This window comes from Pseudomonas bubulae, assembly GCF_900618535.1.
Classification (GTDB): Bacteria; Pseudomonadota; Gammaproteobacteria; order Pseudomonadales; family Pseudomonadaceae; genus Aquipseudomonas; species Aquipseudomonas bubulae.
Genome location: NZ_UYJA01000001.1, coordinates 864,704 through 878,656 on the forward strand (window position 1 = coordinate 864,704; position 13,953 = coordinate 878,656).

Genomic DNA, 13,953 nt, shown 5'->3' on the forward strand with positions numbered 1-13,953 from the left:
TCATATCCATATCCATATCCGTAGCAGCTGCCGAAGGAACGAGGCAGCTGCTACAGACCCAGGGCTTAGATAAAACTGCGCGGTTCGCGCAGCAAGACCTCCAGCTCCTCGGCCGGCAAAGGTCGGCAAAACAGATAACCCTGCACCTGGTCGCAACCGTTGTCGGTCAGGAACGCCAGCTGCTCACGGGTCTCTACACCTTCGGCAATCACCTGCAAGCTCAGGCTATGCGCCAACTCGATAATCGTCCGGGCTATAGCCGCATCCTGAGGGCTCAAGGTGACTTCACGGATAAACGCAATATCAATCTTCAACTTGTCGATGGGGAAACGGCTCAGGTAAGCAAGGCTCGAATACCCCGTGCCAAAGTCATCAATGGAAATTTTCACCCCCATATCGCGCAGCGTCAGCAGGCTGGCCACGGTATGGGGCGTGTTTTCCATCAGCGAACCCTCCGTCAGCTCCACCTCGAGCAAGTGCGGATCCAGTTGATGGGCCTTGAGCGAACGCTCGATGTCACTGACCAGGTCGCCTTCACAAATCTGTTGTGCCGACACATTGACCGCCACTTCCACCCCGCCAAGCCCCGCACCTTGCCATTGGGCAATCTGGCTGCAGACCCGGTCAATCACCCACTGCCCCACCCGGGAAATCAGCCCGAGGCTTTCCAGCAGCGGCACAAAAACCGCAGGCGAAATCGTCGCAACCCCTGGCCGGTGCCAGCGCAACAGCGCCTCGACGCCACAAATCCTGCCGTCCTTGAGGCTGATCTTGGGCTGGTAATAGACCTCGAAGGCCTGCTTGCGCACCGCATCGCGCAGCGCGGTTTCCAGCTCTTGCCGGGCCAGAACCTCGACATTCATCTGGGCCGTGTAAAACCGGTAAGTGTCCTTGCCCGCCTGCTTGGCCAGGCCCATGGCGGTATTGGCGTGCTTGATCAGGCGGTGCGCCTCGGCACCGTCATCCGGATACAGGGCAATCCCGTAACTGGCCGTCATCGGCGTGTCATGCCCCTGCAGCCTGAACGGCTCGCGCAGCACCTCGCGGATACGATCAACCATCTGCCGCGGGCCGGGCTGCCCCTTGCGGATCATCAGGATCAAGGCCAGCTCGTCACCGTCCATCCGTCCCAGGGTATCGCTGACATTTAGGCAATTGGACAGGCGCTGGCTGAACTCGGCCAACACCTTGTCCCCCATCAAATGGCCCCAGGTCAGGTTGATATTCTTGAAGTCATTGAGGCCAACCGTCACCACCGCCAGCTGCCAGCCGCGCAGCACCGCCTGGGTAAGGCCCATCTGCAAGGTGGTGTAAAACAGGTCGCGGTTGGGCAAGCCCGTCAGCGGGTCGTAATTGGCCATCTTCAGCAGCCGCTCATCAGTCCCCATTGCCGTTCGAAAACGCTCCAGATCGCTGGTGCGTTTTTCAAGCTGCTGCTCAAGCATCAGGGTATGCACCGCCTGATAATCACCAAACGCCTTGAGCCGTAACAGGTTGCGCACCCGCAACCACAACTCGTCACTGCTCACAGGCTTGCACAGGAAGTCTTCAGCGCCCGCTTCCAGCCCCAGCAGGCGCGCACTCTGCTCGCCCTGCCCCGACAGCATGATGATCGGGATATTGGCCGTGGATGAATTGGCCTTGAGCTGGCGGGCAACCTGATAACCGTCAGTGCCCGGCATCATCGCATCGAGCAAAATCAGATCCGGCTGCTGTTGCGCAACCGTACTCAAGGCCTGCTCACCCGAACTGGCCGTCAGCGTGTGGTAACCCTGCTCTTGCAGCAAGGCTTCAAGCAGCTCGCGAACATGAACATCGTCATCCACGATCAAGAGTGTGGCAGCTGTATTGGACATGGAACGCGCTCAAATAAGAGGCTGTTAGGTGCCTGATCCGCCGGCCTCCCTGGCTAGCGACCCGTGCCCGTTTAAAGATCCAGTAAAGCACCGATACCCGCGCTTCACCATGAACGCCAAAAACAAAAAAAGCACCCTAAGGTGCTTTTTTGCCTGCGCTGCGGCTTAGCCGGCCAGGCCCGCTGCCCTGGCCCGCGCAGCATGCAGCTTCTTGTAGCTGTCAATCAGGCGCAGATGCTTGTCCAGCCCTTCCAGCTTGATGCTGGTGGGGGTCAAACCATGGAAACGCACCGTACTGTTCACCGAACCGATGGCGGCGTCCATACGCTCGTTACCAAACATACGGCGGAAATTGGCCTCGTAATCTTCCAGCTCCAGATCTTCGTCCAGTTTCATCTCCAGCACCGCATTCACCGCCTGGTAGAACAAACCGCGCTCCACGGTGTTGTCGTTGTACTGCAGGAACATCTCCACCGCCTCTTTCGCCTCTTCATACTGCTCAAGGGCGAGCCAGATCAGCAGCTTCAACTCCAGGATGGTCAACTGGCCCCAGGCGGTATTGTCGTCAAACTCGATACCGATCAACGTGGTGATATCGGTGTAATCATCCAGCTCGCTTTCCACCAGACGCTCGACCAGCCCCTGCAGCGCTTCTTCATCAAGGCGATGCAGGTCAAGGATATCGGCACGGAAAAACAGCGCCTTGTTGGTGTTGTCCCAGATCAGATCGTCAGCCGGGTAGATTTCCGAATAATCCGGAACCAGAATGCGGCAGGCCTTGGCGCCGATATGCTCGTACACCGCCATATACACCTGCTTGCCCATGCCCTCGAGAATCGCGAAAAGGGTCGCGGCTTCTTCGGCATTGGCGTTTTCGCCCTGACTGGTGAAATCCCAGTCGACAAACTCGTAATCGGATTTGGCACTGAAGAAGCGCCACGACACCACACCGCTGGAATCGATAAAGTGCTCGACGAAGTTGTTCGGCTCGGTTACCGCCTGACCTTCGAAGGTCGGCTGTGGCAAATCGTTAAGCCCCTCAAAGCTGCGGCCCTGCAGCAACTCGGTCAGGCTGCGCTCCAGCGCCACTTCCAGGCTCGGGTGCGCCCCGAACGAAGCGAACACCCCACCGGTACGCGGGTTCATCAGGGTCACGCACATCACCGGGAACTCACCGCCCAGCGACGCATCCTTGACCAGCACCGGGAAGCCCTGCTCTTCCAGCGCCTGGATCCCGGCCAGAATCGACGGGTACCTGGCCAGCACCGCCTGGGGTACATCCGGCAGGGCGAACTCACCCTCGATGATTTCGCGCTTGACCGCCCGTTCGAAAATCTCCGACAGGCACTGCACCTGGGCTTCGGCCAGAGTGTTACCGGCACTCATGCCATTGCTCAGGAAGAGGTTTTCGATCAGGTTGGAGGGGAAGTACACCACTTCGCCATCTGACTGGCGCACGAAAGGCAGCGAACAGATCCCGCGTGCTTCATTACCCGAGTTGGTATCGATCAGATGGGAGCCGCGCAGCTCACCTTCGCGGTTATAAACCTTGAGGCAGTACGGGTCGAGAATCTCGCCCGGCAACTCATCCTCGGGCCCCGGCTTGAACCAGCGCTCGTCGGGGTAATGCACAAACTCGGCATTGGCGATCTCCTCGCCCCAGAACTGATCGTTATAGAAGAAGTTACAGTTCAGGCGCTCGATAAACTCGCCCAGGGCCGACGCCAGCGCGCCCTCCTTGGTAGCGCCCTTGCCGTTGGTAAAACACATCGGCGACTGCGCATCGCGAATATGCAGCGACCACACATTGGGCACGATATTGCGCCACGAAGCGATTTCGATCTTCATCCCCAGGCCAGCCAGAATGGCGGACATATTGGCGATGGTCTGCTCCAGGGGCAGGTCCTTGCCGGCGATAAAGGTACCGCCTTCAGAACCGGACGCCGGCATCAACAGGGCCTGAGCATCGGCGTCGAGGTTCTCCACCTCTTCAATGACAAACTCGGGGCCGGCCTGCACCACTTTCTTTACCGTGCAGCGGTCGATGGAGCGCAGAATGCCCTGACGGTCCTTCTCGGAAATATCCGCCGGCAACTCGACCTGAATCTTGAAAATCTGGTTATAGCGGTTTTCGGGGTCGACAATATTGTTCTGCGACAGGCGAATATTCTCGGTGGGAATATTGCGTGTCGAGCAGTACAACTTCACAAAGTAAGCCGCGCACAGCGCCGACGAAGCCAGAAAGTAATCGAACGGACCAGGAGCCGAACCATCGCCCTTGTAGCGGATGGGCTGATCGGCAACCACGGTGAAGTCATCGAACTTGGCTTCAAGTCGGAGGTTGTCGAGAAAGTTGACCTTGATTTCCATGCGGGATTACCAGAGTTGCTAACAAATAATGGCGGCCATTATCCGGCTTTTACGCGTGAAGTGTTGTGCTTTTGCGCATAACCCGCAGCCAAGCGCCCCGCTCCTGGAGCAACTGCCGAAGGAACGAGGCTGCGATCGACTGCGCAGCAGCCGTAAACCCTGCGAACCTGATTTAACAGACACAACACATTGCCTGATTTTGCGACGACTTCGTCGGAGTGCCGCATCACGCCGAACGCAGCCTTCGTTCCTCGTCAGCGACTACAGCAATAGAGCAGTACACGCGAACTGAACAGGCCGGCCGGTCGGCCGCCTCGGGGCGCAGTGCTTTTGATCTGGTTGCCCTCCCGGGAGGCCGAGAGGAGGTTCTGTGGAGTGGGTCGACCGGCATGGATGCCGGGAGAGCCGTGATGGGCCATGGATGGCCCGTGACGGCGTGCCCACGGAGCAGGACCGGAGCGAGGGAACCTGAGCGCAGCGAAGGCCGTACGATGGGGCGAGGACCTTTTGGTTCATTTTGGGTCCTTCCAAAAGGGACTCGCTGTAAGAGCGAAACCAATATTCCAGTTAGACACAAATGCCGGATATGTACCCGGTGGATCTGTTATTTAAAGCTAAATAACGCGCCTGTCGCCAATCAGGCGCGTGCTGCTTCAGTGCGTTGCCAGCGTATCCAGCGACTTGTCGACATACCCCTTGGCCAGCTCCACCAAGTGCATGACCGACAACACCAGATCGCGCGCGGGCCCGCTCAAGCCATTCCCCGCCTCATTCGCGCAGGCACCCGCACAGCGCAACAAGTCTGACGCCTGGGCCAGGGCCGCTTCTGAATTGACACTGTGCGGGATGGCAAACAAGGCCGTGCCCAAGGGGCGAAGAGGCTTATGGTTTTGCAGGTAGTAATTGAGCGCGCGCTCAGCGGCGGCACGGTCCAGCAACGGGTCGTTAGCCTCAGCAGCAGCGAGGGATAACACGGGTGGATCGGGGGTGATCTTTTTCATGGGGTTCTCCAAATTTATGGAGCTGCCCTTGATCGCTACTAAACGAATGGGAAGGCAGCCGTACGCAGGTTAGTAGACCGGAAAACTTGGAAACCGGCGCACACGAAGGTGCCCTACGCACGGCCACCATAACAATGGCATTTTGCGTCAAGTTTACCAGCCGGGCTACTAAACCCGACCGCTGAAAGGCAGCGATGGGCCGAGACTATGCCCCGAACTGGACAGGCGCAAGCCAGGGGGATTTTCTAGGATGTTTCACGGCAATGAAAGCGAAACGTCGTACGAAACGCCTGAAAACAAAGGTCAAAAAACCCCACCTGGCCCCTTACCACCCAACAACGACAACCCACCTCCCAAGCAGCAAACTGTGAATATTCACCCCTGCGCCGCCCCTATCGCGACCATAAGCCATATTCAAGTCACTGTACTGACACAATCCCGGGCACAACTTTGAAACATGCACTAACTTAACGCAGCAACTAAGCCATCATTTAAATTATATAGCTTTATAGTCAGAACTATTATTCCAGGGTTATAAGCCATGCCTGCCCTGCCCCGAAACAAGTTCTAAAACACTATTTACACAGCCATATCATAGTGCCACTATCCCGCCCGACCGAGCCCTGGCAGGGCTAGGGCGTGCCACAAACCTGCGGTAAAAACACCCGATTTCGGGCCCCTAAACACCGGCCTGCGCACACCACCCGTCTGTACACGGCCCCGGCAAGGGCCGCACCCAAGTCCGGGGCAGCGCCCGCCAACAAAGGGCCCGGCTCAAGAGACCTGCCATTGAGCGGAGTTATTTTTGGTCGAAAATGGCCGAAATGTTATTTATTGTCGAACAATAGATATTGAAATACAGCTATATAGCTCAAACAAAATCGCCTGCAGATTTAAAGGTTGATATTGCAATCGGTTCGCAGTTAATATTTTGCCCGTTCAATTTCGTACCGACCCTTTATCTGTAATAAAGCCGGAGCAACTGTGCTCCTGCCCAGGCCATCGCCACATCATACTGATGCCGGCAGCCTTTATTGATAGGCACAGCCACTCCCTGGACAGGGAGTATTGGTCGTGACGATTCGTTAAGTGCTCTCGCCGGCTGAGCATGTATGGCACAAAGGAAGCTGCCTTGTTTAAACGAATCTTGATTGTCTGCATTGGCAATATTTGCCGCAGCCCTACCGCCGAGCATCTCTTGCGGGTCGCCCTTGCGCCTACCGACATCGTCGTGAGCTCCGCAGGCCTGAGCGCCGTAAAAAGCAAACCCATCGAAGCCACAGCGGCGGCCGTTCTAGAAGAACATGGCCACGCTGTGCCTGAACATATCTCCACCCAGCTGACCGCCGCCAAAATAAATGAAGCCGATCTTATTTTGGTCATGGAACAACATCATATTAATGGTGTCCTAAGCCTCGCTCCAGAGGCTCGGGGCAAAGTTTTTCTGCTGGGCAAATGGCAAGACAACCGCGAAATCAACGACCCGTACCGCCAGGGCAAGCCTGCTTTTGTGCATGCGTACGCACTGATTGACACCGCCGTAAATGCATGGGCCCAGCGGATCAAACGCTGAGTCATTCCTCGAATTACCTGTGAAGATAAGAAACCGACTTATGCAGCAAACACCCGTGACAAAGCCCCATGAACAAGATGACGACAACGACGAAATCGACCTGATGGGGTTGTTGGGTACGCTGATCGACCATAAATGGCTGATTGCCGGCGTCACGGGCGTGTTTATGGCTGCGGGGGTTGCTTACGCCCTGTTGGCTACACCCGTGTACCAGGCGAATGCGCTGATTCAGGTGGAAGCCAAGAAAAACGATATGCTGGGCTTCTCCGATATCGGCAGCATGCTGGGCAAGGAATCGCCTTCTGCTACAGAAATTGAGCTGATCAAGTCCCGCAGAAACATAGGCGCAGCTGTAGATAATCTCAATCTCGACATTGAAATCACACCAAACCGCTTCCCAGTGATCGGTGAGTTCTTCGCTCGTCGCTTCAAACCTGAAATAGAAAACGGTGTAGCCAGCCCGATACTTGGCATGAACAGCTTTGCATGGGGGGGGGAACAGCTGAAACTTTCCGAGCTGCAACTGCCCCAAGAATTGCTAGCAACAGATCTAACATTGATTAGTGGTGAGGAAGGCAGCTTCACTTTGCTTGATGAAGACAACAATGTACTCGTCAAAGGTAAGGTCGGCCAACCTAGCGAGCAAAATGGTGTAAAGATACTTGTCGAAAGCCTCCGAGCCAACCCCGGCACTGGATTTGATGTGGTTCGCTACCCTCGTCTGACCACCATCCTGAAATACCAAAAAGATCTGGATGTCGCAGAGCGCGGTAAAGAGTCCGGCATGGTGGCACTGGCACTGGAAAGCCCAGAACCGGAAACTGCTATCCGTACTCTGAATGAAATCGCCCGCTTGTACGTTCAACAAAATATTGACCGCACTTCCGCCGAAGCCGCGCAAAGCTTGGGCTTCCTGAAAAATCAACTGCCGCAAGTGCGCAAAGATCTGGAAAAAGCTGAAAGCGCTCTGAATGCTTTCCAAATCCGCAGCAAGTCGATTGATATCAGCCTTGAAGCCAAGGCCATTCTTGACCAGATCGTGGCACTCGACACAAGCATTTCAACCCTGAAGCTGCAACAAGCCGAGATGGATCGCAAGTTCACTCCACAACATCCGGCTTATCGTGCACTGATGGGCCAACTGGCCGAACTGACCAGCAAGCAACAGCGCCTGGCCAAGCAAGTTGAAAACTTGCCAACAACTCAGCAAGAACTATTAAGCCTGACCCGCGACCTGAAAGTCAGCACCGAAATATATACCCAGCTGCTGAACAAATCCCAAGAGCTAGATGTAATGCGAGCAGGCGCTGTGGGCAATGTTCGGTTGATTGACGTTGCAGATGTGGACCTGAAAAATCCTGTTAAACCGAAAAAAGCATTAATTGTATTAGTCGCTACACTGCTCGGCGCGCTTTTAGCAATTGGTTGGGTGCTATTTCGTAAGGCGCTAAACCGCGGAGTGGAAAATCCGGATGACATCGAAAAGCTAGGTTTGCCTGTATATGCATCTATACCGTTTAGCTCATTACAAAAAGTAGAGGACGAAAAAAGCCCTAATGGCCGAGGTAAACGAACCACGCCATTGCTGGCAAGTAGTCATCCAACAGATTTAGCAATTGAAGGGTTGCGCAGCCTGCGCACCAGCCTGCATTTTGCAATGCTGGAAGCCAACAATAACCGCCTGATGATCTCCGGCCCAAGCCCCAAGGTTGGCAAGTCCTTTGTCTCCGCCAACCTTGCAGCAGTTATTGCACAATCGGGGCAGCGAGTACTGCTGGTAGACGTGGATATGCGTAAAGGCTATATCCATAAAATGTTTGGTATCCCTGTAGAGAACGGTCTATCCGATTTACTGGCCAAACGCTGCGAGCTTGATACTGCCATTCATAAAACTGAAATTGAGAATCTCGATGTTATTGGTCGCGGGCAAATCCCGCCAAACCCATCCGAACTGTTGATGCATAAAAACTTCACCGAGTTCCTTGAAGAAATCAGTGACAGGTACGACCAAGTAATTCTCGATACACCTCCATTCTTGGCAGTAACAGATGCGGCCATTGTCGGCCGTCAGTCTGGCACCAACTTGATTGTGACTCGTTTCGAACTGAACCCGGCTCGAGAAGTGGAATTGACGATGCGCCGCTTTGCCCAAAATGGAATAGAGCTTAAAGGCGCAATTTTTAATGGCGTTGAAAAGCGCGCATCAGCAAAGTATGGCTATGGTGCATACGGTTACTATAACTACGAATACAAGTCGGACAGCGTTTAACCTCGCATTAACATAAGCAGTTTAGAGCCCTCTGATATTTTAAGAGCGCTCTTTTACTGCTTAATCTACGCAAAAAACATTACTTAAAAAGTATGGACTGCTTTCAGGGACTTGCGGGTAATCCTGGGGCGGTAGCGTGCCTAAATGACTATTGAAAGCTACTGACCATGAGCACTTCGAGTACTTTTAGAACACAAATCAGGCAAAAATAAACTTTCATTCGCGCAATAAAAAATATAGCCAGGTATATTTTATGGCCAAGCAAAAAATCTAGAAACAATAGATAGCTAATTAAGTTTTTTAATGCTTACTATGCTTGAACAGATAGGAAAATCGAAGTCGAAATTTCAGAACAGCAAAAACTTACTAAGTGACAAATATTAAAACGCACACCATTCCAGCCACATTTTTAAATAATTTTACAACTATTTATTTCTCTTCATACGATCAAAGGGAATGACATGAAAGTAACAGTTTTTGGCATCGGTTACGTCGGTTTAGTACAAGGGGCTGTTCTCGCGGAAGTCGGCCATGACGTGGTCTGTGTTGACATCGATGCCAATAAGGTCGAACTTCTTAAGCAAGGGCATATCCCAATCTATGAACCAGGCTTAGAAGCACTAGTTAAAGAAAACCATGCATCCGGACGTTTAAATTTCACCACTGATGCTGCGGCTGGCGTCAAACACGGAGAGGTGCAGTTTATTGCCGTGGGCACTCCTCCTGATGAAGATGGATCCGCAGACCTGAAATATGTACTCGCAGTTGCCGAAAGCATTGCTCAACATATGGAAAGTCATCAGATAATTATTGATAAGTCTACTGTTCCTGTCGGCACAGCGGATAAAGTCAGCGCACGAATCGCACATGTTTTAGCACTTCGTGAACGCAAGGACTTGAGTTTCGATGTAGTGTCTAACCCAGAGTTTCTTAAAGAAGGCTCTGCAGTTGCTGACTGTATGCGCCCTGATCGCATTGTTATTGGTACCAGCAGCGCGACGACCGAAGACGTTATGAGGGAACTATATGCCCCTTTTAATCGTAACCACGAAAAGATCATCGTCATGGATGTTCGCAGTGCCGAGCTGACCAAGTACGCGGCGAACTGTATGTTAGCAACAAAAATTAGCTTCATGAACGAAATGGCTAACCTGGCAGAAATGCTTGGTGCCGACATAGAAATGGTTCGTCAAGGTATCGGCTCCGACCCTCGTATCGGCTACCAGTTTTTGTACGCCGGCGTGGGTTACGGTGGTTCTTGCTTCCCAAAAGATGTACAAGCGCTTATCCGAACAGCTGACAGTATAGATTTTGACTCTAAAGTCCTGAAGGCAGTTGAAAGTCGCAACGACGAACAAAAGACTAACTTGTTCAAAAAAATCAACAAACACTTTGACGGCAATCTATTAGGAAAAACGTTCGCCCTCTGGGGTCTCAGTTTCAAACCTAATACTGATGATATGCGTGAAGCTCCAAGTCGTGTTTTGATAGAGGCGCTGTGGAAAGCTGGTGCTAAAGTACAAGCTTATGATCCAGAAGCAATGGAAGAGACACAACGCATTTATGGTGATCGCGATGATCTAAGCCTGTGCGGCACAAAAGAATCTGCACTCAAAGGTGCTGATGCTCTTGTAATCGTAACCGAATGGCAAGCGTTCAAAGCCCCAGACTTCGATGTTATTAAGCAGCAACTTAAAAAAGCAATTATCTTTGACGGCCGAAATTTATTTGAGCCCAAAAGAATGAAAAACAAAGATATTACTTATTTTTCGATAGGCCGATAACATCAGCACACTTTGAAAGTGCGCCTGGCGAAACATTATAGCCAGGCGCCTTGTATGCAACCTTATAAAAGACAACCTTACATCCTAGCTCTCCGCAACAATTCATATCAAGCCCGCGCATGTAAATCAGACAAAAACTAAATATCATATAACGTACAGCACCACATAATACCCGTAACCCCTTGCGTTGCCATACACGTTCTGCGAAGGAAATAACTCAATAAAAACGCCATAACAGCTAGCCATTGAAAGCAGGACAAGAATGCAAAACCTCAAACAACTTTTGTTACTCGCCCTTACCGTTTCCGCTAGCGGGATAAGCTTCATAACTTCTCTGATAATTGCTAAAATATATCAAACAACAGAGTTTGGAGAGTTCGCATACTATTTTGCCATTGCAACAATTTTATCAGGCTTTTTATCACTCCGAATTGATACAACCTCCTTAGTTCACTCAGAGCTAAATGATACCGATAAAAAAATTATATTTGCAGCTACACTCGCCACACTTCCAGCTGTCGCACTCTTCGGAGACAGCAATGCAATTCTTACTTTAATTCTAGCATCTTCAATGGCTGTATTTACTTCAAACGCATACAACCTTATACCGAAAAACAAGCAAACTCTGATAGGACTTTTCAAACTTGCACTCGCAACAACAATCTTGGCTGGTCAAATATTAATTAACTATCTGGATATTTCTTCAAACAAGCTACTAGTGGGTGCTACTTTAGCCAACGTAGTAGTATCTGTGATTTTCTCTATTGCATCAAAAAACAAAAATCCTGCAAAAGTGACTTTTTCAAATGAGGTACGTAAAGTACTCCGCAAGCGCATAGAAGTTCTAAAAAATCTGACCGCGTGGTTTATTGAAACAGCGATATCATTCACACCAATAATAATAATAACCGCCAAATTCAATCCACATAGCGCTGGTTTATTTGCATTTTCTGAAAAATTATTCAGAGCACCGACAGCAATAATAATTTCATCTGTGATCCCTTTTGCAATTAACAAGTTAATGCACTCATCTCAAACAATACCAACCATCAAAAAATATTGGCTTGGAAGTTTTATATTAACGTCACCGCTTTTACTTACTCCAGTGATCGCAAAACCGCTAATTTCATCCGCATGGGGAAGTGAATGGATAGAAGCAGCGCAGATCTGCACGATTTTATTTCCTTTATTTATTTTGCAGACAATAGTTGGCGGCACTAACTTCATATTCAATAAAACAAACAAGCTGAACCTATATTCTATCTTGCAGGCATTTCACTTAGGCGCAATTTTTCTAGCAATAACTCTCCCAGACACACTATCAAACTCGTTGAAATTATATGCAGCAACCTCGGTAACCTTTTACTTACTATTAGCAATCCTACAAATAAAACTCGGGAGAAATCATGATAAAGTCGATACTCACCAAAGCGTACTATAAGATAAACATCATCAAGCATTACTTTATTTGCAACAGAATATCACTAGATGCCGAAATAGGTAAAGATGTAATAATATCAAAAGGTGCCGAATATATAGGGGATGTTAAAATATCGTTCGGTTCCACCGTAGGTAAAGGTAGCTACATTAACTCCGGAATAATTCAAAACACGTCAATTGGCGAATATTGCTCCATTGCTTATGGTGTTATGATTGGCCTGAGAGAGCACGACCACACTTTCAAGACTACCTCCCCTGTTCTGGCAAAAATAAAGTATGGAGACCCTGAACTTGCCAACCTCCCCAGAAAAAGAACTTCTATAGGTGACGGATGCTGGATAGGTGCTAATTGCATAATCCGTCAGGGTTTGCATATTGGGAAAGGTGCAGTGATAGGTGCAGGCTCTGTTGTTTTGAAAAATGTTCCTGATGGTGAAATTTGGGCCGGCAACCCTGCTAAAATGATTAAAGCGAGAACCAACTTTGACTAAGCTTCTTATACTAGTAAAGAAATATCCGACTGAACATGAGCCGTATGCTATGACTTATGTGCATTCGAGGTGTATTGAATACAAGAAGCGCGGAGTAGCTTTTGATGTTCTATCGTTTGACAACTCAAAGAGCTACACCTATCAAGGCATCGATGTTATTACACAAAAAGAAGCAGCATCTAATATAAATAGTTACACACACATAATTTCGCACGCCCCCAACCTTCGACAACACTTGCCATTTCTGCTCAAGTATTGCACCGGAAAAAGCAAAACACTCTTCCTACATGGTCACGAAGTTTTAATCAAAAGCCATCATTACCCTAAAGCATACAGTTTTAAATTCAAAAACTCAGCACATCGCCTAGTGCATAATACAATACACAAATTATATGACTCATCAAAAACAAAAATAATCCGCTATTTGATATCCAAAACCAAGAACTCTAATTTTATATTAGTCAGCAACCACCTTAAGAACTTGGCCCAGAAAGATCTAAAAACAGATTTTCCTTCTAATAGAACGCACATCATAAATAACTGTGTCAACGAAGAGTTTATTACCAAATCATATCTGGCTTCATCACCCAAAATAGCTGACGTTGTAACAATACGCCAGCTTGACAACTCAACCTATTGCATGGATATAGTTCATAAGTTGGCATTGGAAAATCCAAATGTGACATTTACAGTTTACGGCAAAGGTGTCTTCTTTGATTACAATTACCCTCCAAGCAATATCACGCTAATCAAAGGTTTTTTTAAGCACGAACAGCTGCCAGAAATACTGTCGGCACATAGAGTAGCACTAATGCCAACTAAACATGACACTCAAGGTGTCATGTCATGCGAAATGGCTACGTTTGGCATCCCACTAATAACGTCTAACATCGCTGTTTGCCAAGAAATATTTGCAGATATGCCCAATGTGGCACTCATAGAAGATTATACATCCCTGGATCTAGAAGATTTAATTAAATCTCTAACGCGCAATATATCTCCTCCAAACAAAACAAAATTCAGCCCGTCCCATACAATTGAAAAAGAACTTAACACTATAATTGATAAATCATGAAAAACCTACGACTACCAAAATCAATATCATTGTTGCTCTGCATGCTTTTGACTACATTGATCGCAACAGACAGTTTAAAGATTATTGGATTCGC

General features: G+C 49.8%; 9 protein-coding genes. 6 read left to right on the forward strand and 3 right to left on the reverse strand.

The genetic code is table 11. The features are described from left to right. Positions 1 to 65: 65 nt before the first annotated feature. The 3 genes from PPTH39_RS03720 to PPTH39_RS03730 all read right to left on the reverse strand — a co-directional run bounded on the left by PPTH39_RS03720 (position 66) and on the right by PPTH39_RS03730 (position 5,227). On the reverse strand, positions 66 to 1,856 hold the full coding sequence (locus PPTH39_RS03720; RefSeq protein ID WP_095000564.1) for a putative bifunctional diguanylate cyclase/phosphodiesterase: 1,791 nt from the start codon (positions 1,854 to 1,856) through the stop codon (positions 66 to 68). A 165-nt stretch (positions 1,857 to 2,021) separates the two neighbouring features. Then, positions 2,022 to 4,226 carry an OsmC domain/YcaO domain-containing protein gene (locus PPTH39_RS03725; RefSeq protein ID WP_095018129.1) on the reverse strand — a complete coding sequence of 735 codons (2,205 nt, stop codon included), beginning with the start codon at positions 4,224 to 4,226 and terminating at the stop codon, positions 2,022 to 2,024. Positions 4,227 to 4,879: 653 nt separating this feature from the next. Then, entirely contained in the window at positions 4,880 to 5,227 is a 348-nt protein-coding gene (locus PPTH39_RS03730) for a DUF6124 family protein (protein WP_130871615.1), read from the reverse strand. A 1,132-nt stretch (positions 5,228 to 6,359) separates the two neighbouring features. Here PPTH39_RS03730 and PPTH39_RS03735 point away from each other — a divergent pair. The 6 genes from PPTH39_RS03735 (at position 6,360) to PPTH39_RS03760 (ending at position 13,859) form a co-directional block, all read left to right on the forward strand. Then, positions 6,360 to 6,800, forward strand: coding sequence for a low molecular weight protein-tyrosine-phosphatase (locus PPTH39_RS03735; RefSeq protein WP_016780569.1), 441 nt, complete (start codon positions 6,360 to 6,362; stop codon positions 6,798 to 6,800). 40 nt (positions 6,801 to 6,840) lie between these two features. Beyond that, positions 6,841 to 9,069 (forward strand): polysaccharide biosynthesis tyrosine autokinase, encoded by a 2,229-nt coding sequence (locus PPTH39_RS03740; RefSeq protein ID WP_130871616.1) that lies wholly within the window; start codon positions 6,841 to 6,843, stop codon positions 9,067 to 9,069. A 461-nt stretch (positions 9,070 to 9,530) separates the two neighbouring features. Further along, positions 9,531 to 10,853, forward strand: a complete 1,323-nt coding sequence (locus tag PPTH39_RS03745) for a UDP-glucose dehydrogenase family protein (RefSeq protein WP_130871617.1) — start codon at positions 9,531 to 9,533, stop codon at positions 10,851 to 10,853. A gap of 262 nt (positions 10,854 to 11,115) precedes the next feature. Continuing rightward, on the forward strand, positions 11,116 to 12,294 hold the full coding sequence (locus PPTH39_RS03750) for a lipopolysaccharide biosynthesis protein (protein ID WP_130871618.1): 1,179 nt from the start codon (positions 11,116 to 11,118) through the stop codon (positions 12,292 to 12,294). Beyond that, positions 12,260 to 12,784: an acyltransferase gene (locus PPTH39_RS03755; protein WP_130871619.1), complete on the forward strand. Its 525-nt coding sequence runs from the start codon at positions 12,260 to 12,262 to the stop codon at positions 12,782 to 12,784. Before PPTH39_RS03750 ends, PPTH39_RS03755 begins: the two co-directional genes overlap by 35 nt. A gap of 49 nt (positions 12,785 to 12,833) precedes the next feature. Beyond that, positions 12,834 to 13,859: a glycosyltransferase gene (locus PPTH39_RS03760; RefSeq protein ID WP_130871620.1), complete on the forward strand. Its 1,026-nt coding sequence runs from the start codon at positions 12,834 to 12,836 to the stop codon at positions 13,857 to 13,859. The last annotated feature ends 94 nt before the right edge of the window (positions 13,860 to 13,953 follow it).